General features: G+C 58.4%; 18 protein-coding genes and 1 riboswitch. Of the genes, 5 read left to right on the top strand and 13 right to left on the bottom strand.

The window, feature by feature from the left end; genetic code table 11:
- Positions 1–395: 395 nt before the first annotated feature.
- Positions 396–1,388 carry an adenosine kinase gene (locus DA915_RS00090; RefSeq protein WP_107674707.1) on the top strand — a complete coding sequence of 331 codons (993 nt, stop codon included), beginning with the start codon at positions 396–398 and terminating at the stop codon, positions 1,386–1,388.
- Here DA915_RS00090 and DA915_RS00085 read toward each other — a convergent pair.
- A complete protein-coding gene (locus DA915_RS00085; protein ID WP_003507156.1) occupies positions 1,381–1,920 on the bottom strand; it encodes an SH3 domain-containing protein in 540 nt (179 codons plus the stop codon). The two genes, DA915_RS00090 and DA915_RS00085, sit on opposite strands and share 8 nt — an antisense overlap.
- Before the next feature lie 174 nt (positions 1,921–2,094).
- Here DA915_RS00085 and DA915_RS00080 point away from each other — a divergent pair, with 174 nt between their 5' ends.
- Both DA915_RS00080 and DA915_RS00075 read left to right on the top strand, forming a co-directional pair.
- Positions 2,095–3,099 carry a D-glycerate dehydrogenase gene (locus tag DA915_RS00080; protein ID WP_003507155.1) on the top strand — a complete coding sequence of 335 codons (1,005 nt, stop codon included), beginning with the start codon at positions 2,095–2,097 and terminating at the stop codon, positions 3,097–3,099.
- Between the two features lie 45 nt (positions 3,100–3,144).
- Positions 3,145–3,834: a hypothetical protein gene (locus DA915_RS00075; RefSeq protein WP_107674704.1), complete on the top strand. Its 690-nt coding sequence runs from the start codon at positions 3,145–3,147 to the stop codon at positions 3,832–3,834.
- Between the two features lie 64 nt (positions 3,835–3,898).
- Here DA915_RS00075 and DA915_RS00070 read toward each other — a convergent pair whose 3' ends face one another.
- The 3 genes from DA915_RS00070 to recF are packed head-to-tail and all read right to left on the bottom strand — an operon-like array spanning position 3,899 to position 6,289.
- A complete protein-coding gene (locus DA915_RS00070) occupies positions 3,899–4,375 on the bottom strand; it encodes a GNAT family N-acetyltransferase (protein WP_107674702.1) in 477 nt (158 codons plus the stop codon).
- Positions 4,372–5,139, bottom strand: a complete 768-nt coding sequence (locus DA915_RS00065; RefSeq protein WP_107674700.1) for a molybdopterin-synthase adenylyltransferase MoeB — start codon at positions 5,137–5,139, stop codon at positions 4,372–4,374. The genes DA915_RS00070 and DA915_RS00065 overlap by 4 nt, the downstream gene beginning before the upstream one ends.
- Positions 5,140–5,161: 22 nt before the next feature.
- A complete protein-coding gene (gene recF, locus DA915_RS00060) occupies positions 5,162–6,289 on the bottom strand; it encodes a DNA replication/repair protein RecF (RefSeq protein WP_003507147.1) in 1,128 nt (375 codons plus the stop codon).
- A gap of 152 nt (positions 6,290–6,441) precedes the next feature.
- On the opposite strand from recF, the gene DA915_RS00055 reads away from it, so the two are divergent.
- Positions 6,442–7,545, top strand: a complete 1,104-nt coding sequence (locus DA915_RS00055; RefSeq protein WP_099085770.1) for an alpha/beta hydrolase — start codon at positions 6,442–6,444, stop codon at positions 7,543–7,545.
- Positions 7,546–7,575: 30 nt separating this feature from the next.
- Here DA915_RS00055 and nrdF read toward each other — a convergent pair whose 3' ends face one another.
- The 8 genes from nrdF to DA915_RS00015 form a co-directional block, all read right to left on the bottom strand.
- Complete coding sequence (gene nrdF / locus DA915_RS00050; RefSeq protein ID WP_003507143.1) at positions 7,576–8,550, bottom strand: class 1b ribonucleoside-diphosphate reductase subunit beta; 975 nt, start codon at positions 8,548–8,550, stop codon at positions 7,576–7,578.
- 16 nt (positions 8,551–8,566) lie between these two features.
- Complete coding sequence (gene nrdE, locus DA915_RS00045) at positions 8,567–10,753, bottom strand: class 1b ribonucleoside-diphosphate reductase subunit alpha (RefSeq protein ID WP_107674698.1); 2,187 nt, start codon at positions 10,751–10,753, stop codon at positions 8,567–8,569.
- The gene (nrdI, locus tag DA915_RS00040) at positions 10,741–11,139 is read right to left on the bottom strand and encodes a class Ib ribonucleoside-diphosphate reductase assembly flavoprotein NrdI (RefSeq protein WP_003507140.1); all 399 of its coding nucleotides are present in this window, start codon (positions 11,137–11,139) and stop codon (positions 10,741–10,743) included. Before nrdI ends, nrdE begins: the two co-directional genes overlap by 13 nt.
- 12 nt (positions 11,140–11,151) lie before the next feature.
- Positions 11,152–11,373 (bottom strand): glutaredoxin-like protein NrdH, encoded by a 222-nt coding sequence (gene nrdH, locus DA915_RS00035; protein ID WP_003507138.1) that lies wholly within the window; start codon positions 11,371–11,373, stop codon positions 11,152–11,154.
- Between the two features lie 309 nt (positions 11,374–11,682).
- Positions 11,683–11,907: riboswitch (cobalamin riboswitch) on the bottom strand.
- Positions 11,908–12,040: 133 nt separating this feature from the next.
- Positions 12,041–12,670, bottom strand: coding sequence for a nucleoside triphosphate hydrolase (locus DA915_RS00030; protein ID WP_099085773.1), 630 nt, complete (start codon positions 12,668–12,670; stop codon positions 12,041–12,043).
- Complete coding sequence (locus DA915_RS00025) at positions 12,667–13,449, bottom strand: ATP-binding cassette domain-containing protein (protein ID WP_107674696.1); 783 nt, start codon at positions 13,447–13,449, stop codon at positions 12,667–12,669. Before DA915_RS00025 ends, DA915_RS00030 begins: the two co-directional genes overlap by 4 nt.
- A complete protein-coding gene (locus DA915_RS00020) occupies positions 13,449–14,531 on the bottom strand; it encodes an ABC transporter permease (RefSeq protein ID WP_107674694.1) in 1,083 nt (360 codons plus the stop codon). The genes DA915_RS00025 and DA915_RS00020 overlap by 1 nt, the downstream gene beginning before the upstream one ends.
- Positions 14,532–14,757: 226 nt before the next feature.
- Entirely contained in the window at positions 14,758–15,780 is a 1,023-nt protein-coding gene (locus DA915_RS00015; protein ID WP_003507133.1) for a sugar ABC transporter substrate-binding protein, read from the bottom strand.
- 263 nt (positions 15,781–16,043) lie between these two features.
- On the opposite strand from DA915_RS00015, the gene DA915_RS00010 reads away from it, so the two are divergent.
- A complete protein-coding gene (locus DA915_RS00010) occupies positions 16,044–17,276 on the top strand; it encodes an ROK family transcriptional regulator (protein ID WP_107674692.1) in 1,233 nt (410 codons plus the stop codon).
- 58 nt (positions 17,277–17,334) lie between these two features.
- Here the strand turns inward: DA915_RS00010 and recQ are convergent, their stop codons facing one another.
- A complete protein-coding gene (gene recQ, locus DA915_RS00005; RefSeq protein WP_107674690.1) occupies positions 17,335–19,143 on the bottom strand; it encodes a DNA helicase RecQ in 1,809 nt (602 codons plus the stop codon).
- Between the last annotated feature and the right edge of the window lie 231 nt (positions 19,144–19,374).

Below are 19,374 nucleotides of genomic sequence, written 5' to 3'. Positions count from 1 at the left end.
CCGCGTTTTCGTCCGATGAGGTATGCCGTGAAGGGGAAGAACGTGGTGAGGCGCTTGGGCGGAAACGCCGTTAGTGGCCACGTGGTGCCATGGGCCGGCGTTCTCCAAAAAGAAAAAGCGGGGTCACCCCCGCCTTTTATGTCCGTTATATACCGCCAGTACATCCGTGGCGGAGATAACGGTTGAGCCAGAAGACCATCATGTCTTCCATTCCGGTACGCGTTCACACACCTTTTGCTCTGGTAGAAGGAATAGCTTAACCACATTACAGGCAGATGACGCGTTTTCGCCCCGTCCCGAGAACCGCATATTTTCTCTTTGGGCTTTTCTTGCCGCGAGAAATGTTTAAGACCTTTCGAAAAATATGCACACCCCGTGCGAAACGGATAGGGCCTATGACGAAATTCGACGTACTGACTGTCGGCAATGCCATCGTCGACATTATCTCCCGCTGCGATGATCGCTTTCTCAACGACAATGCCATTACCAAAGGTGCGATGAACCTCATCGACGCGGAACGCGCCGAGCTGCTTTATTCGCTTATGGGGCCGGCTCTTGAAGCCTCCGGCGGCAGCGCTGGCAACACGGCAGCAGGCGTAGCGAATTTCGGCGGTAAGGCCGCCTATTTCGGCAAGGTGGCGGAAGACCAGCTCGGAGAAATCTTCCAGCACGATATCCGCGCCCAGGGTGTCTATTTCGAAACGAAACCGGAAGGCACCTTCCCGCCGACCGCCCGCTCCATGATCTTCGTGACCGAAGACGGCGAGCGCTCGATGAACACCTATCTCGGCGCCTGCGTCGATCTCGGTCCGGAAGATGTGGAAGATGATGTGGTGGCGGATACGAAAGTCACCTACTTCGAGGGTTACCTGTGGGACCCGCCGCGCGCCAAGGACGCCATCCGCGAATGCGCCCGCATTGCGCATGAAAACGGCCGCGAAGTCTCCATGACGCTTTCCGACAGCTTCTGCGTCGGCCGCTACCGCGAAGAGTTTCTCGACCTGATGCGCTCCGGCACGGTGGACATCGTTTTCGCCAACAAGCAGGAAGCGCTGTCGCTCTACGAAACCGACGATTTCGAACTGGCGCTGACCAAAATCGCGGCCGACTGCAAGATCGCGGCGGTGACGATGAGCGAGGAAGGCGCTGTCATCCTGCGCGGCACGGAGCGTGTGAAGGTAGAAGCCTATCCGGTGCATGACGTGGTCGACACGACGGGTGCCGGCGATCTTTTCGCTGCCGGATTCCTGTTTGGTTATACGCAGGACCGGTCGCTCGAAGATTGCGGCAAGCTCGGCTGCCTTGCGGCTGCCGCCGTCATTCAGCAGATCGGCCCGCGCCCTATGTCATCGTTGAAGACGCTTGGCGAAAAACACGGCCTTATTTAAAGGCTTCGCCCGGGTAAGCACCCCAGATTTCGCCCTGCGAAACCCAGCCCGAGGCCTGACCGGCCTCGGCGCGGCACCAGTCACCATTGCATTCGCCGATCCTGAAGACCACGCCCGGCTCGAGCCGTGCAACAACGGAAGCGCCCGACTGCGCTTCGCGGCGCATGTTCACAAAGACTTCCTTGCCCTTGCCACGCATCCACGGAGCCGCAACGGCCGTGCGCTCACCTGACAGCAGGGCCTGATTGACCCAGCCTTCCGTGCCGTCGGCATCGCGGATACGCCGCCAGTTTTCATATTCCTGGATGATTTCGACGGGCATTCCCGATTTCAAATACATCCATGACACGGCATAATCCGTGCTCGGGCCGATGCGCATATTGACGCGCTTTGATTTCAGGCTGACAAAACGCGGCAGCGGCAGACCGCTTGCGCCTTTTGCGGCACCCTGCGCCATGGCTTCGCCGGCCGCACCGAGAAGGCCCAGAGACAATGCAATGCAAACGATAGAAACCACACTGCGTATGCCCATTTCCGTTTCCCGCCTTCTGCAAACCGGATGATATTTAAGGAGGCTCGTTTCCACATGCCTCAAGCTTCAGCGAGTTTTATTTGTCTTCGCCGGTGGGTCTGGTAGAAACGCCCTGATTGAAAGAAATTATCGCTCTTTCTGGTTAATGACTTCTGAACAAGGCAGCGGCAAACGATGACCCACAAGAAGAGACCGACAGTCTATATCACCCGCAAATTGCCAGACGTCGTCGAAACCAGAATGCGCGAACTCTTCGATGCCGAGCTGAATATCGACGATACGCCGCGCAGCGAAGCGGAGCTTGTCGCCGCCATGCAGCGAGTGGATGTGCTGGTGCCGACCGTCACTGACCGCATCACCGCCGCGATGATCGATCAGGCGGGGCCGCAGCTGAAGCTGATCGCCAGCTTTTCCAACGGTATCGACCATGTGGATGTGGATGCCGCAGCCCGCAAGGGCATTACCGTCACCAACACACCCAATGTGCTGACCGAGGACAGCGCCGATATCACCATGGCGCTGGTGCTGGCCGTGCCGCGCCGCATGATCGAGGGCACACGCGTGCTCGCCAATGGCGCAGATGAATGGCTTGGCTGGTCACCGACTTGGATGCTGGGGCGGCGTATTTCCGGCAAGCGCATCGGTATTGTTGGCATGGGCCGCATCGGAACGGCGGTTGCACGCCGCGCCAAGGCCTTCGGGCTTTCCATTCATTATCATAATCGCAAGCGCGTCAATCCGGCCACCGAGGCGGAGCTTGAGGCGACCTATTGGGACAGCCTCGACCAGATGCTGGCGCGGGTGGATATCGTTTCCGTCAATTGCCCCTCGACGCCTGCAACTTATCATCTGATTTCGGCGCGGCGGCTCGCGCTGATGCAGCCGACCAGCTACATCGTCAATACTGCGCGCGGCGATATCATCGATGAGGCGGCGATGATCCAGTGCCTGCGCGAAGGCAAGATCGCCGGCGCCGGTCTTGACGTCTATGAGAACGAGCCTGCGGTGAACCCCAAGCTCATCAAGCTCGCCAGGGAAGGCAAGGTCGTGCTGCTTCCGCATATGGGTTCCGCGACGATCGAAGGCCGCATCGAAATGGGCGACAAGGTCATCATCAACATCCGCACGCTGTTCGACGGCCACCGTCCCCCGAACCGGGTGCTGCCGGGGCGGAACTGAGCCGGCTCAGGCCACCGTCGTTCGATCATAGGGAGGGAAAGTTCAATGGGTATCCAGGCGAAGTTCTTAACGGTGATCTCCATCCTGCTCATGCTGGTCGGCGGTTCGGCCCAGGCCGCTTCGCCCTCCCCTGAAGAGACTGCGGAACTCTATTATCGCGCCTGGCTGAATTTTGATCGCGCCAGCATGTCTCGTTTGAACAAGGAATGGGGATCCTCGGGTAGCAGCCCGCGCTACACGGATATGGAACTGGTTGCAGACCCGGTCGCCTGGCAGCGCAGAAACAGAGGCATGCATTCACCCAAGGGGACAACGAACGAACAATCGGAGCAATTCGCAAAGCTCTGGGTGGCGAGTACGAAACGGGTGCGTTGTAAGGCGGAGCCCGCACGTATCGGTGCACAAACGCCCACGGGTGTTGTTGTGGCGCAAATCAGGATGAACTGCTCTCTGCCGGATGTCGCGCCAGCCTTCCAGCGGCTGAAGGCCAGTGCAAATGCAGACGAGATCGGCGACAGAACGCGCATGCCGTCCGCAAGACTGATGAAGCAGATGGTGGAAGCGACAAAGGCGGCTCCTCTCACCCACAAGGTCAGCACGGAAATCCAGCTCTTCAGCGAGCCGGGGAAAGCTGTGTGGCGGGTCGGATCGGCAGAAAACCAGTCGCAGACCGGCATTGACCGCGTCTCCTCGGTCTTTCTCTCCCAGATGGTGCAATCCGGCCTTTTGCAATAGGCTCTGTGATCGGCCAGGGAAGATAACTCCGGACTTTACGCAGCCGGATCGGCTGAAGACGATTTCAGCCGAGGACCTTGGTCATCTCGATCGAGGTCGTGCGATCGTAACCGGCATGGGCGTTTTCAGCAGTCTTGACGAAACCCCAGGCGGCGAATCTGGCGTGATTGGTGATCAGCTCGATGCGGGTTTCCAGCCGCAGCGCCGGCAGCGCCAATTCGCGCGCCAACGCTTCGGACCTCCGCAGCAGCATCTTGCCTATGCCCTTTCCCTGCGCCTGGGGTGAGACGCACAGCTTGCCGACGTAAAGGCAGGCGGGTGGCTCCGGTCGGCAGAACAGACAGCCCAACAGTTCGCCTCCGTCCAGCGCCGCGAAAGCAATTTCCGCCCTCGCCTTTTCGGAGAGATTATCCAGCGTCAGGCGATGGGCCGAGGACGGTGGATCGATGACGCCGTCCATATAGGCGAAGGACGACATGATGAGCGCCAGCAATTCCTGCCAGCGATCGAAGTCCTCTCCGATCTCGATAATCTCGGTCACGGCTTCCCTCCCGTTGCCCGCCGCTTGTATCGCACGGTTTCGAAACGGGCAGACAGGGCATCATAGAGGAGCAGGCGGCCGATCAGCGGTTCGCCGGCACCGGTGATCACCTTGATCGCCTCCATGGCCATAAGCGTGCCGATAACCCCGGTCAGCGCGCCGACAATACCTGTTTCCGCGCAATTGGGAATAAGCCCCTGCGGAGGCGGCTCGGGAAACAGGTCACGATAGCCGGGCAGCAGAATGCCCTCGGCATTTGTCTCGTAGGGTTTCAGCACCGTCACCGAGCCGTCAAAACGGCCGACAGCACCCGTTACCAGCGGTCTCCTGGCAGCCTCCGCCGCATCGGCGGCGGTATAACGCGTTTCGAAATTGTCCGAGCCGTCGATAAGGAGATCGAAGGATTGCAGATGGTCATGCACCCAGACCTGCGAAAAGCGTTCCTCATAAACAAGAGTACGGACATACGGGTTGAGACGGGCGATGGCCTTGCGGGCGCTTTCCGTTTTCAGCTCCCCAATCGTGCCGGTATCGTGGATCACCTGTCGCTGGAGGTTGGAGAGGGAAACCACATCGTCATCGATCATGCCGAGCGTGCCGACACCGGCGGCGGCAAGATAATGAAGCACGGGCGCACCAAGACCGCCCGCTCCGATCACCAGTACGCGCGCCGCCTTCAGCCGCTGCTGTCCGGCGCCGCCGATTTCCGGCAGCAGGATGTGACGCTTGTAGCGTTCGATTTCTTCCGGGCTCAGCGGGTCCATGTCGCACTCCATCTCTCTGCAATCATGCCGTGATGCTCCCGTGGGAGACATTGAAGAACTGCGCCCGCTCACCAAGGGCCGAGAACATGGCCGCATCCGTTCCCGTCATGAAGCTCTGGCCGCCAAGCGCGTGGATGAGATCGAACAGCGCCGCCCGCCTGCCCTCATCCAGATGGGCGGCGATCTCGTCCAGCAGCAGGACCGGCGCATGGCCGGTCATATTGGCGGTGAGCTGCGCATGGGCAAGCACCAGCCCCACCAGCAGCGCCTTCTGTTCCCCGGTTGAACAGCGTTCGGCCTCCATGTCCTTTTCCGCATGACGCACGAAGAGATCGACGCGGTGCGGCCCATCCAGCGTACGGCCGGCAGCGGCGTCGCGATACCGGCCATCGCGCAACATAAGCCTGTATTCATCCTCCAGATCGACGGCAGGGCGGTTGAGCCCATCGTCCATGAAACCGGAGAGCGAGAGCGCTGCCGACGGGAAAGCGGCATTGCCCGCCCGCCCTTCGATCAGGCTCTTCAGAAGGCCGAGCATCTCATAACGGGCAACGGCCATGGATATGCCGAGTTCGGCCATCTGCTTTTCGATACCGTCCAGCCAGACCGGATCAAAGCGGCCTTCCGAAAGCAGGCGGTTGCGGCCGCGCATGGCCTTTTCAAAATCGCTTGCCCGCCGTCCATGAGCTGGATCGAGCGACAGCACCAGCCGGTCGAGGAAACGCCGGCGATCCGATGATGAGCCGGTAAAGAGGCCATCCATGGCGGGCGTCAGCCACAGCACCCGCAGATGGTCGGTCAATTCGTCGACGGATTTGACGGGCGTGCCATTCAGTCTCAGGCGACGCGACACCACCTCTCCGTCACCTTCGATCCCGGTGCCGATGGCGACTTCGCCATCCATGCCTTCGACATCGGCAAAAATCGAGAAACCGGCAGCCTCCGCCCCCACCCGTGTTACGTCGGATAAAGTGGCCCGGCGCAGGCCTCTTCCGGGTGAGAGAAAGGAGACAGCCTCAAGCAGATTGGTCTTGCCGGAACCATTGTCGCCCGTCAGCACCACATGGCGGTCATCGAGCGTGAGCGCAGCCGCCGCATAATTGCGGAAGTCCGTGAGTTTCAGCCGTAAAAGCGACACCTTGTTCGTCATCTTTACGGCCTAAAACGAACATGTCCGGATAGCAAGGTGGGGAATGCCTCTCCACATCGAAGACCACCGCAGCAGCACAATTCATTCTCCAGTAGCAACTTTTTTGACGGCCGGTTATTTATCAGCCGTTCCTTGTCATCGGTAGCCCATTCATGCGCCTGATTTTTTCGCTCCTTCTCACCCTCAGCGTTCTTTCATCCTGCGCGGGCAGACCGGGGGCGGATGTGCTGCAGGCTGTGGACACCAGGGCCAAAGGCACCAAAATCGTAACCGCCTATGTGGCGAGTACACGCGAGAGAAACAAGGACGCAAAAAAGGGCTTCGGGACGGAACGGGCGGCCGAGCCGAATTATGCGCGCTTCGATATTTCCATTCCTCCTACCCATAAAAGCGGAAAAATCGAGTGGTCCAGCGGCAAGCCGGACCCGAAGAAGGACTTCGTTGTTACCAAGGCCGATATGTTGACGAAGACGGCCTTCAACGCCGATCTCGGCGATATTGCCCGCTCTGGCAAGCAGATCGCACTTTTTGTGCATGGCTATAATTACAGCTATCAGGAAGCCCTTTTCCGCGCGGCGCAAATGGCTGCCGATGCCAATATGAATGGCGTGCCATTAGTCTTTTCCTGGCCTTCGCAGGCCAATGTCACCGGCTACGTCGCCGACAAGGAATCGGCGACCTATTCGCGTGATGCGCTGGCCGCCCTATTGACCGACCTCACCCGGCAGACACCACGAAAAAGCGTCGTCGTGTTCGGTCACAGCATGGGCGGCTGGCTGGTGATGGAAGCGTTGCGGCAATTGCGCTTCGAAGGCAGGAACGATGTCATCGCCAAGCTGCAGGTGGTGCTGGCTGCGCCCGATATCGACGCCGATGTCTTCCGCAAGCAGATCGAGGTCGTCGGCCGGCTCAATCCGCCACTCACCGTGCTGGTGTCCAAGGACGACCGGGCCTTAAAAGCATCCTCCATACTGGGTGCCGATGTCACCCGCATCGGTGCGCTTGACGTCACCGATCCGCAGGTTCAGGAAGCGGCCCTGAAAGAGGGCGTGCAATTCGTCGATATCTCCAATCTGGAGGCGTCGGACCCACTCAATCACGACCGTTATGCCGCGCTGGCCTCCATGGTTCCGCAGCTGGAGGCAAGCAGGCGCGGCGGTGATATCAATAGTGCAGGAGCCTTCGTTTTCGATGCGATCGGCGCAACGGTCTCCAGCCCCTTCCGCCTTGCGAGCCAGGTGGTGAACCCGCAATAGGCTTTTCGGGTTCCTGCTGACATCAGGGTTTCAGAAATCCCAGTCTTCATCTTCAGTCGCGACCGCCTTGCCGATGACATAGGACGAGCCGGAACCGGAGAAAAAGTCGTGGTTCTCGTCGGCATTAGGTGAGAGTGCCGACAGGATCGCTGGATTGACCCGGCAGGCCTCGGCGGGAAACAGCGCCTCGTAACCCAGATTCATAAGGGCCTTGTTGGCGTTGTAATGCAGGAACTGCTTGACATCCTCGGTCAGGCCAACGCCGTCATAGAGGTCTTCGGTATATTTCGCCTCGTTATCGTAAAGTTCGAGCAGGAGATCGAAGGCGAAGTCCTTGATCTCCTGTCTCTCCTTTTCGCCGAGGCGCTCCACCGCCCGCTGGAACTTGTAGCCGATATAATAGCCATGCACGGCCTCGTCGCGGATGATGAGGCGGATCAAATCCGCCGTATTGGTAAGCTTGGCGCGGCTTGACCAGAACATCGGCAGGTAGAAGCCGGAATAGAACAGAAAGCTTTCCAGGAACACGCTGGCGATCTTCTTTTTCAGCGGATCGCCGCTGTCATATTCGCGCATGATGAGTGCGGATTTGCGTTGCAGGAACTCGTTTTCCTCCGACCAGCGATAGGCATCGTCGACATCAGGCGTGGAGCATAGCGTCGAGAAGATCGAGGAATAGGAGCGGGCGTGCACGGCCTCCATGAAGGAAATGTTGGAGAGCACGGCCTCCTCATGCGGCGTGGCCGAATCCGCCATCAGCCGCACGGCGCCGACGCCGTTCTGGATGGTGTCGAGCAATGTCAGCCCGGTGAAGACACGGATGGTCAGTTTCTGTTCTTCCGGCTTCAGCGTTCCCCAGGAGGGAATGTCGTTGGAGAGCGGCACCTTTTCCGGAAGCCAGAAATTCGAGGTCAGGCGGTTCCAGACTTCGAGATCCTTGTCGTCCTCGATGCGGTTCCAGTTGACCGCGCGAATGCGGGACGCGGGTTTTACGGCGATGTTCATTGTCTTGTCCCTCAATTCAGAGCGTGCAGGAAACGCAGCCCTGAACCTGCGTGCCTTCCAGCGCCATCTGGCGCAAACGGATGTAGTAGATCGTCTTGATGCCCTTCTTCCAGGCGTAGATCTGCGCCCGGTTGATATCGCGCGTCGTTGCCGTATCGCGGAAGAACAGCGTCAGAGACAGGCCCTGATCGACATGCTGGGTGGCCGCCGCATAGGTGTCGATGATCTTCTCAGGACCGATCTCATAGGCATCCTGATAATATTCGAGATTGTCGTTCGAGAGATAGGAAGCCGGGTAATAAACGCGGCCGATCTTGCCTTCCTTGCGGATTTCGATCTTCGAGACGATTGGATGAATGGAAGACGTCGAGTGGTTGATATAGGAGATCGAACCTGTCGGCGGCACGGCTTGTAGGTTCTGGTTATAAAGACCTGATGCCATGACGTCCTGCTTCAGCGCCTTCCAGTCCTCCTGCGTCGGAATGGCAATGCCGGCCTTTTCGAACAGTTCCTTCACCTTTTCGGTCGCGGGCAACCATTCCCGGTCGGTATATTTGTCGAAATAGTCACCCGAGGCATATTTCGAATTTTCAAAGCCCTTGAAGCTCTGGCCTCTTTCCACCGCCAGCCGGTTGCTGGCGCGGATGGCATGATAGGTCACGGTGTAGAAATAGATATTGGTGAAATCGACGCCCTCTTCGGAACCGTAGAAGATGCGTTCGCGCGCCAGATAGCCGTGCAGGTTCATCTGGCCGAGCCCGATGGCGTGGCTCGCATCATTGCCCTTTTCCACCGAGGGGACGGAGGAAATGTGGCTCATATCAGACACTGCTGTCAGCGCCCGGATGGAGGTCTCGATGGTCTTGCCGAAATCGGCCGAATCCATTGCAGCGGCAATGTTGAGCGAACCGAGATTGCAGGAAATATCCTTGCCCATATGGCTGTAGGACAGATCGGCATTGAATTCACTCGCTTCGCTGACCTGCAGGATTTCCGAGCAGAGATTGCTCATGCTGATGCGGCCGGCGATCGGATTGGCGCGGTTCACCGTGTCCTCGAACATGATGTAGGGGTAACCGCTCTCGAACTGGATTTCGGCGATCACCTGAAAGAATTCGCGCGCCTTGATCTTCTTCTTGCGGATGCGGCTGTCGGCGACCATTTCGTGATATTTTTCGCTGACCGAAATCTCGGTCAACGGCACGCCATAGACCCGCTCCACATCATAGGGCGAGAACAGATACATGTCCTCGTTGTTGCGGGCGAGTTCGAAGGTGATGTCGGGGATCACCACGCCGAGCGACAGCGTCTTGATGCGGATTTTTTCGTCGGCGTTTTCGCGCTTGGTATCAAGGAAGCGCATGATGTCAGGGTGATGGGCATGTAGATAGACCGCGCCAGCACCCTGGCGTGCGCCAAGCTGGTTGGCATAGGAAAAAGAATCTTCCAGCAGCTTCATCACGGGAATAACGCCGGAAGACTGGTTTTCGATCTGTTTGATCGGCGCTCCGAATTCGCGAATATTGGTCAAGGACAGCGCCACGCCGCCGCCGCGCTTGGAAAGCTGCAAGGCCGAATTGATGGAGCGGCCGATGCTTTCCATATTGTCTTCCACCCGCAGCAGAAAACACGAGACCAGCTCGCCGCGGCTCTTTTTGCCGGCATTGAGGAATGTCGGGGTGGCCGGCTGGAAGCGGCCTGAAATGATTTCATCGACCAGATTGCGGGCAAGCTGCTCATCACCACGCGCAAGGGCCAGCGCCACCATGCAGACGCGATCCTCATAACGCTCCAAATAACGTTTTCCGTCGAAGGTCTTCAGCGTATAGGAGGTGTAATATTTGAAGGCGCCGAGAAAGGTCGGGAAGCGGAATTTCCGGGCATAGGCCTCGTCATAGAGGTCACGAACAAAATTGAAGGAATACTGGTCCAGCACCTCCTGCTCGTAATATCCCTCCGTCACCAGATAATCGAGCTTTTCCCTGAGGTTATGGAAAAATACCGTGTTCTGGTTGACGTGCTGGAGGAAATATTGCCGGGCGGCCAGCCGATCCTTGTCGAGCTGGATCTTCCCGTTCTCGTCGTAAAGGTTCAGCATCGCGTTCAGCGCGTGATAGTCCAGCCCCGCATCAAGCGGTTTCTGGCTTGCGGCTGCCGGCTGTTTGGCGTCCTTGCGCAGCGCGCTCGAGGTCAGCGTGTCCAAAATCGTTCCAATCCATGTTTGACGTTGGCGACGTCTTCTTCCGTGCCGAGAAGCTCGAAGCGATAGAGAAACGGCACCGCGCATTTGCGCGAGACGATATCTCCGGCGGATGCGAAAGCGGCGCCAAAATTCGTGTTTCCCGCCGCGATGACGCCGCGAATGAGATTTCGGTTGGAGGGCTCGTTCAAAAACCGGATGACCGGCTTAGGCACGGCCCCTTTGGTGCCGCCGCCCCCATAGGTGGGGGTGACCAGCACATAGGGTTCCGACACATGAGGCACGTCGTCCTCAGCGCCGAGCGGCAGGCGAAACAAACGCCGCCCCAGTTTCAGAAGGAAACGATGGGTGTTTTCAGAGCGGCTGGAATAATAGACGATCAGGCCCATCGCCTTACCGCCTCAGCTGATCGAGCCGATCATATCCGGCCGGAAACCCGCCCAATGGCGTTCGCCGGCGACGACCACGGGAACCTGCATGTAACCAAGACCCCGGACGTGATCGAGCGCATCCGCATCTTCGGATATATCGATGATCTCATAGGGAACACCAATGCGGTCGAGCGCACGATAGGTGGCGGTGCACTGGACGCAGGCGGGTTTGCTGTAAACGGTGACGGTCATGATTTCCTCTCTCGAAGCCGATTTCGGACACGGCTCAACATTGCCGATTACAATCGCAATCGGGTGGCGGTGGATCTGTCATTCTGGTGAGGCGCGTAGCCCAGGCAACTCTTCGCATTTTCGGATGGAAACCGGGGTCCGGTTTTCCCAAAATGCTGCAAGCCGCACAAAATCACTCTCTACGCCGACGAGCGCAGCAACTTAAAGAAATGCACTGGCATGACTTCACCCCGAAGCTTGTTCTGGAGGGGGCAGAAAAGGGCGCACGCAAATCATTTGCGTCAACACCTTCCTCCGGACACCCCGCCCGTGGACGTTTGCGCTCAAGGCAGGTCTCCTGACTTGCGGGTCACAACATCTATTCCGGCCTTCCCGGAGCTTTTGGCTCCAGTGACCCAAATCGGAACGATGCTCGCCGCTTACAGTTGCGGGGGCAGTTTCGGCCTTGTTCCGCCATGATGGCGTTACGCACCGAATTCCCGTCTTAGCTCCCAACCCTTGCGAATCGGAAGAACCTTGAACACCACATATAGTATATGAGGAAATTTTTACGTCAATGAATAGACACACAAAAGCCCCACCCTGTGGATCAAAAAGATTCAACACATGGTCAACAAAGGCTTAACGGCAAACGCGCTTTGCCGGTAAAGAACTGGAAAGCGTTAATCTATTCCCAGATATCGATATGAATATCGGCTGGACGCGCGTTTTCGATCACCCTTTTTCCGTTGGGAAGATCGTTTTCGAAAAGCTTGGCATGGATCTGAGCGGCATCGAGACCATAACCCTGCCATCTGTTCCGCAGCCTCTCTTCCAGCACGGCGACGGACGGGCCCACGAAGATGGTGAGGTCAAAGCTCTCGGAAAGGTTTGTCCAGGGCGCTTCGTTCAGCAGCAGATAATTGCCTTCGGCAAGGATAAGGCGTGTTTCCGGCGCAATCGCCCGCGCGGACGCAATGGCGATCTCCCGGGAGCGGTCGAAAACCGGAACAAGTACCTCCTGCCCGCCCTTGCGGACGGCGGACACGATATCAAGGAAGCCGCGCACATCAAAAGTTTCAGGTGCGCCTTTTCGCGGCAGCAGTCCCCGTTCCTCAAGAATGCCATTGTCCATATGGAAGCCATCCATGGGCAGGACGGCAGCCGTTTCGCCTCGCGCGCACAAGGCCTCGCAAAGAGCATCCGCCAGCGTGGATTTGCCGGCCCCAGGGGGACCGGCAATGGCTATGATGAAACGGGATTGACCCTCTGCCCGCCGAAGAACGTCTTCGACGATCGTCTCGAGCTTCAGCGTCATGCGGCAAGCGTTTCCTTCGGTGCTTCCTTGGCGCCGGTCATGAAGGCAACAGCATCCGACATGGAATAGTCCTTCGGATTGATGACGCACAGGCGCTTGCCGAGCCGATGGATATGGATGCGATCCGCGACCTCGAAAACATGTGGCATGTTATGCGAGATCAGGACAATCGGCAGACCGCGTGAGCGCACATCCAGAATAAGCTCGAGAACGCGACGGCTTTCCTTGACGCCAAGTGCCGCCGTCGGCTCGTCGAGGATGACAACCTTGGAGCCGAACGCGGCCGCACGCGCCACCGCCACGCCCTGGCGCTGACCGCCGGAGAGGGTTTCCACCGCCTGATTAATGTTCTGGATCGTCATCAGGCCGAGTTCCGACAGTTTTTCGCGGGCGAATTTTTCCATGGCCGGGCGGTCGAGCGCCCGGAACAGGCTGCCCTGAATGCCGGGCTTGCGGATTTCGCGGCCGAGAAACATATTGTCGGCTATGGAAAGTGCCGGCGACAGCGCAAGGTTCTGATAGACCGTCTCGATACCAGCCTTGCGCGCCTCGATCGGCGAGCGGAACTGCACGGTCTGGCCTTCGAGCCGGATTTCCCCTTCATCGGGTGTCACCGCACCGGAAATCGCCTTGATGAGAGAGGATTTGCCGGCGCCGTTGTCGCCGATCACGGCCAGGATTTCGCCCGGATAAAGATCGAAATCGGCATGGTCGAGGGCGGTCACACGACCATAACGCTTGACGAGATTGCGTGCTGTGAGAATGGGTTCTTTTGCCATCAGCCTGCTACCTTTCTGATCCACTGATCGATTGCGACAGCCAAGATGATGAGGACGCCGATCAACAGATAGGTCCATTGCGGGTCTGTTCCGATAAGCCGGAGGCCGAGCGAAAAGACGCCGACGATCAGGGCGCCGAAAATCATGCCCATGATGGAGCCGCGTCCGCCGAACAGTGACAGACCGCCGATAACCACCGCCGTGATGGATTCGATATTGGCGAACTGGCCGGCGGTCGGTGAAACCGAGCCGATACGGCCAATGAGGGCCCAGCCGGCAAAGGCGCAGATGAGGCCGGACAGGGTGTAAACGGTGGTCAGCATACGCTTGACGTTGACACCGGCGAGTTCCGCAGCATCCGGATCGTCACCCACGGCATAAAGATGGCGGCCCCAGGCGGTGCGGTTCAGCACATACCAGAGCAGGGCGACCAGCAGAACCATGGCAATGACGCCATAGGTGAAGACCGCGTTGCCGAAACGGATATTCGCGCCGAAGAACTGCAGGATCGGCGCCTGCTGGGCGATGTCCTGGGCCCGGATCGTCTCATTCGCGGAATAGAGGAAGTTGGTCGCAAGCACGATCTGCCACATGCCAAGCGTGACGATGAAGGGCGGCAGGCGCATGCGCGAAACCAGAACGCCGTTGATGAAGCCGCAAAATGCGCCGACGGCGAGGCCACAGAGAATGGAAAGCTCCGCCGGAAGACCGTAACGGAAGGTAAACTGCCCCATGACGACGGAGGACAGAACCATGATCGCGCCAACCGAAAGGTCGATGCCGGCCGTCAGGATGACCAGCGATTGCGCTGCGCCAACGATGCCGACGATCGCGACCTGCTGTAGGATGAGGGTTAGCGAGAAGGCGGAGAAAAACTTGCCGCCAAGGAGCAGGCCGAAAATAATCAGCGACAGCACCAGAACGATAAGCGGCACCGCCGCCGGGCTGGAATGGAGAAAATGCTGGAATTTTTCCAGCGCACTCTTGTCGTGCGTATCGAAAGCGGCGACCTGCGTCGAACTTTCCGAAAGCACCTTTTCAAATTCATTATGCGGCTGAGCCCGCACCGGCTGATCGCTCATTGGATTTTCCTCCCGATCGCTCTATCGCATCAGCCCTGACACCGGGGTCTATCTCCAAAGAGAATGATGCGTAGATTTCAAAGTGTTGTGAAGCGGCCTATGTCATCCCCGCAGGGGCGCGCAACGCGCTCGTTTATTCCTTTGTCCGATCCCCCGGATCGTGCCTGATATTCTCTGGTCCAAGGGCGGGGGCACGAATGCCCCCGCGGGTTTCAAAGGTGAGGCATCAGCCCCAGCACTTGTTGAGACCTTCCTTCGTATCGATCGAGTCGAGGCCCTTGACCGGCTTGTCGGTTACCAGCGTCACGCCGGTATCGACGAAGTTCTTGCCTTCGGTCGGCTTCGGCTTTTCGCCCGTATCGGCAAACTTCTTGACGGCTTCCACGCCGAGCGCCGCCATCAGCAGCGGGTATTGCTGTGAGGTTGCGCCGATAACGCCTTCCGCCACGTTCTTGACGCCCGGGCAACCACCGTCGACGGATACGATCAGAACATCCTTTTCGCGGCCGACCGCCTTCAGCGCCTCATAAGCGCCGGCAGCCGCAGGCTCGTTGATGGTGTGGACGACGTTGATGGTCGGGTCCTTCTGCAGCAGATTTTCCATCGCTGCACGGCCGCCTTCTTCGTTACCATTGGTGACATCGTGACCGACGATACGCGGATCGCTCTCGTCGCCGATCTTGTTGATGTCCTTCACGTCAATGCCAAAGCCCTTCATGAAGCCCTGGTTGCGCAGCACATCGACCGTCGGCTGGGAGGGGGTGAGGTTGAGGAAGGCGATTTTCGCATCCTTGGCCTTGTCGCCGAGGCTGCCGGCGGCCCATTTGCCGATCAGTTCGCCGGCGAGAAGATTGTCGGTGGCGAAGGTGGAATCGGCTGCGTCAACGGGTTCGAGCGGTGTATCGAGGGCGATGACCAGAAGACCGGCGTCACGCGCCTTCTGCACGGCCGGAACGATGCCCTTGGTGTCCGATGCGGTGATCAGGATACCCTTGGCGCCATCGGCAATGCAGGTCTCGATGGCGGCAACCTGGCTTTCGGAATCGCCGTCGATCTTGCCGGCATAGGATTTCAGCGTCACGCCCAGCTCTTTAGCCTTGGCGGTCGCGCCTTCTTTCATCTTGACGAAGAAGGGATTGGTATCGGTTTTGGTGATGAGGCAAACCGAAGTATCGGCCGCAGACGCAACGGACGCGAAAGAAACGCCAAGCGCAAGCGCGCCCAGAAGAGCGGAAACAGTGGTCTTCATGAGATCCTCCCAATGGATATTTGAGCACCGTGACGGTTACCCGACGATCCCGTCTCCTCCGAGAGCGATGATCGTTGACCCAGATGGAACCATCAAAGGAAACGGCTGTCAATAAATAAATCCGATTGAATTATTAATTCTCTATGGCATTCTAATAGGCGGCAGGGAGGAATATCGCCGCGTCGTTTAACGTTGCGATAGCAAGATTGCCATAAAGCCTGCTGTATCGGTCGCGACGGATATTGCGGGCGGGAGGATGACATATGAGACAATCTGTCGAGACGGCGCCGCCGGCGTCGCCCACTACCATGGATATAAGCAGCGGCGCCAACCAGATCGGGGTGCGCGCCTATAATGAGCGGCTCGTGCTGTCCCTCGTTCGCCGCCACGGCGGACTGTCAAAAGCCGAAATATCAAGACTTTGCGGACTTTCGGCGCAGACCGTCTCCGTCATCATGCGGTCGCTTGAAAAGGACGGGCTTCTCATTCGTGGTGAAAGACTGCGCGGCAAAGTCGGCCAGCCATCGACGCCGATGCGGCTTAATCCTGACGCCGTCTTTTCTTTTGGTGTAAAGATCGGCCGGCGCAGCGTCGATCTCGTGCTGATGGATTTTGTCGGCCGGATCAGGCTCAAGCTGCGCAGAACCTATCCCTATCCCCTGCCGGAATGGATATTACCATTCGTAATCGACGGCATAACGGAGCTCGAATCGAAGCTTTCGCCGGCCGAGCGAGAGAAAATTGCCGGCGTCGGCATCGCCGCGCCATTCGAATTGTGGAACTGGGCGCAGGAAGTGGGCGCTCCGCAGATTGAAATGGAGCGATGGCGGGGCGTCGATATCCGGTCGGAGATTGCTGAAAGCGTCAGCTATCCCGTTTTTCTGCAAAACGACGCGACCAGTGCCTGTGGCGCTGAACTGGTTTTCGGGACAGGCCAGCATTATCCGGATTTTCTCTACGTCTTCATCGGCTCCTTCATTGGCGGCGGCGTCGTTTTGAATTCGGCGCTGTTTTCCGGAAAGACCGGAACGGCCGGCGCTATCGGCCCCCTGCCGGTGCAGGGGCAGGACGGCAATACCGTCCAGCTTCTGAAAATCGCGTCGATCTTCGTTCTGGAAAACATGCTGCGAGAAAGGGGCATCGATCCTCGTCCCCTGTGGTTTTCTCCAGACGAGTGGATCGATTTCGGCGAGCCGCTGGAAAGCTGGATTCGAAAAACTGCTGCAGCTCTGGCGCAGGCCGTCATTGCCGCCGCCTCCATCATCGATTTTTCGAGCGTCATCATCGACGGCGGTTTTCCCGATTGGGTCAGAACAAGGATCGTAGCCGCCACCCGCCTTGCCCTTAAACACCACGATTTGCAGGGTGTCACGCTGCCTGACATCATCGAAGGTGCGGTGGGTAGCCAAGCGCGGGCAATCGGCGGTGCTAGCCTACCGCTGTTTTCGCGCTACCTCATCGATCAGAACGTTCTGTTCAAGGACACGACCGGCTGAGCCTTTGTCAGAGCCCACCGATTTTTGCTTACCCGGCTCTTCATTCGATTTCTGCCGGTCACTCGCCAGCGGCGTGCTGCATGATCGCCGCCAGAAAGGCTGGCCCGTAGCGCTCCAGCTTGGTGTCTCCGACGCCGGGGATCCCAGCCATTTCCTTCGCAGAGACCGGTTTTGCCGTGGCAAGTTCTATCAGGGTCTTGTCGTGGAAAATCACATAGGGCGGAACGTTCTGCGCACGGGCAATTTCCATGCGCTTCGCACGCAGTGCCTCAAAAAGACTGCGATCAGCTTCAGGCAAAATCGTCGATACCGTGTTGCGGGGCGTCTGTTGCCGGGCGGAACGCGGAGCAGATGGTATCCTCAGCATCAACGCAGGTTTTTCGCGCAGGAACCGCCGTCCATCTTCGGAAATGGACAGACCACCATGCCCGGACAGATCCACTTCAATCATACGTAACGCAACCAGTTGACGCAGAATGGCGCGCCAGGTGCGATTGTCATGTTCTTTACCTATACCGTATGTCGTGATGCGATCATGTCCGAAGCGGGAAATCCGCTCATCCTCGACACCCAGCAACACGCGGATGACATAGGCCTGGCCAAAACGTTCACCGGTGCGATAAATACAGGACAGAAGCTTCTGTGCGGCGATGGCCCCGTCAAACAGGTCCGGCGGCTCGGCGCAGGTATCGCAATTACCGCAGGGCTCACACCGGTCGCCGAAATAGGACAGCAGAACCTGCCTGCGGCAACTCGCGGTTTCCGCAAGGCCGAGCAGCGCATCGAGCTTCTGGCGCTCCATATATTTGCGCTGGTCTGCTGCATCAGACTCTTCGATGAAACGATTACGCAGGGCAATATCTTCGTAGCCATAGAGCATGAGTACGTCCGACGGCAGGCCATCGCGGCCGGCTCGGCCCGTTTCCTGATAATAGGCCTCGATGCTGCCGGGCAAATCGATATGAACCACGAAGCGCACATCGGGCTTGTCTATGCCCATCCCAAAAGCGACGGTCGCGACAATGATGACCGCCTCGCCGTGCTGGAAACGGGTCTGGTTTTCCTCGCGGGCCGCCTTGTCCATGCCAGCGTGATAGGGCAGCGCGTCGCGCCCCTCCTCCCGCAGCCATGCGGCCGTTTCATCCACCTTTCGTTTGGAAAGGCAATAGACGATGCCGCTTTCACCGTCGCGGTCCTTCAGAAAGCGCTTCAACTGCGCGCGTGGATTATCCTTTTCCAAGATCGCATAGCGGATATTGGGCCTATCGAACCCGGCGATGAAGGCGTCGTCCTCTTCAATTCCGAGGTGACCGAGAATTTCGGTGCGCGTGGGGCCGTCGGCCGTTGCTGTCAGCGCCATACGTGGCGTGTCGGGAAAACGCTCGATCAGCGTATCAAGCTGGCGGTAAGGTGGCCGGAAATCATGCCCCCATTGAGACAGGCAATGGGCTTCATCGATAGCGATCAGCGACAGGGCAATGGGCTGGAGGGCGTCCAGGACATCCGGCTTGAGAAGGGTTTCCGGTGCGGCATAAAGAATGTCGACTTTACCGGCCCGCATATCCCGCCAGAGCGCGCGCCGCTCTTCAGGAGAGAGATCGGAATTAAGAGCCTCTGCCCGCACGCCCGCCTGACGTAGGGCAGCGACCTGATCGACCATCAGCGCGATGAGCGGCGAGACGATCAGCCCCATACCGTCGCGTGCAAGCGCTGGAATCTGGTAACAAAGCGACTTCCCACCACCTGTCGGCATCAAAACGAAAGCATTATTGCCCGCCACCACGTGCTGGATGATTTCGGCCTGCCGCCCACGAAACACATCGTAGCCATAGACGGTCTTGAGGATATGCAAGGGATCAGCGGTCACGGCAGCTTTTATCCGAACTGGAATGATGGCGCATCATCACCGTTTTGGGGTCTATGGCAATCCCGAAGATGGAATTGGTCATGGAAGTGCGTAGCGGGATTGATTTTACGACCAGGAACCCTGTTTTGCCGTTGGCAGCGGTGCGGGTCCGATTTTATATTCCGGACGCAAAAAGGGCTACGAGTTTCCCCGGAGCCCTTTGATATGTTTGGTAGGGTTTGGTTGCGGGGG

It is taken from the genome of Agrobacterium sp. LAD9 (assembly GCF_003031125.1).
Lineage (GTDB): Bacteria > Pseudomonadota > Alphaproteobacteria > Rhizobiales > Rhizobiaceae > Agrobacterium > Agrobacterium radiobacter.
The sequence above is the reverse complement of the archived record's forward strand: the minus strand, read 5'-3'. Positions and strand labels throughout refer to the sequence as shown.

Excerpts from the sequence above, each read along its gene's own strand:
- DA915_RS00025 (WP_107674696.1), bottom strand. The coding sequence starts at position 13,449 with ATGGCAAAAGAACCCATTCTCACAGCACGCAATCTCGTCAAGCGTTAT.
- recF (WP_003507147.1), bottom strand. The coding sequence starts at position 6,289 with ATGACGAACAAGGTGTCGCTTTTACGGCTGAAACTCACGGACTTCCGC.
- DA915_RS00010 (WP_107674692.1), top strand. The coding sequence starts at position 16,044 with ATGAGACAATCTGTCGAGACGGCGCCGCCGGCGTCGCCCACTACCATG.
- nrdF (WP_003507143.1), bottom strand. The coding sequence starts at position 8,550 with ATGAACATCGCCGTAAAACCCGCGTCCCGCATTCGCGCGGTCAACTGG.
- DA915_RS00030 (WP_099085773.1), bottom strand. The coding sequence starts at position 12,670 with ATGACGCTGAAGCTCGAGACGATCGTCGAAGACGTTCTTCGGCGGGCA.
- nrdH (WP_003507138.1), bottom strand. The coding sequence starts at position 11,373 with ATGACCGTCACCGTTTACAGCAAACCCGCCTGCGTCCAGTGCACCGCC.
- DA915_RS00065 (WP_107674700.1), bottom strand. The coding sequence starts at position 5,139 with ATGGACCCGCTGAGCCCGGAAGAAATCGAACGCTACAAGCGTCACATC.
- nrdI (WP_003507140.1), bottom strand. The coding sequence starts at position 11,139 with ATGGGCCTGATCGTCTATTATTCCAGCCGCTCTGAAAACACCCATCGT.
- DA915_RS00090 (WP_107674707.1), top strand. The coding sequence starts at position 396 with ATGACGAAATTCGACGTACTGACTGTCGGCAATGCCATCGTCGACATT.
- DA915_RS00075 (WP_107674704.1), top strand. The coding sequence starts at position 3,145 with ATGGGTATCCAGGCGAAGTTCTTAACGGTGATCTCCATCCTGCTCATG.
- DA915_RS00080 (WP_003507155.1), top strand. The coding sequence starts at position 2,095 with ATGACCCACAAGAAGAGACCGACAGTCTATATCACCCGCAAATTGCCA.
- DA915_RS00015 (WP_003507133.1), bottom strand. The coding sequence starts at position 15,780 with ATGAAGACCACTGTTTCCGCTCTTCTGGGCGCGCTTGCGCTTGGCGTT.
- DA915_RS00055 (WP_099085770.1), top strand. The coding sequence starts at position 6,442 with ATGCGCCTGATTTTTTCGCTCCTTCTCACCCTCAGCGTTCTTTCATCC.
- DA915_RS00085 (WP_003507156.1), bottom strand. The coding sequence starts at position 1,920 with ATGGGCATACGCAGTGTGGTTTCTATCGTTTGCATTGCATTGTCTCTG.
- DA915_RS00020 (WP_107674694.1), bottom strand. The coding sequence starts at position 14,531 with ATGAGCGATCAGCCGGTGCGGGCTCAGCCGCATAATGAATTTGAAAAG.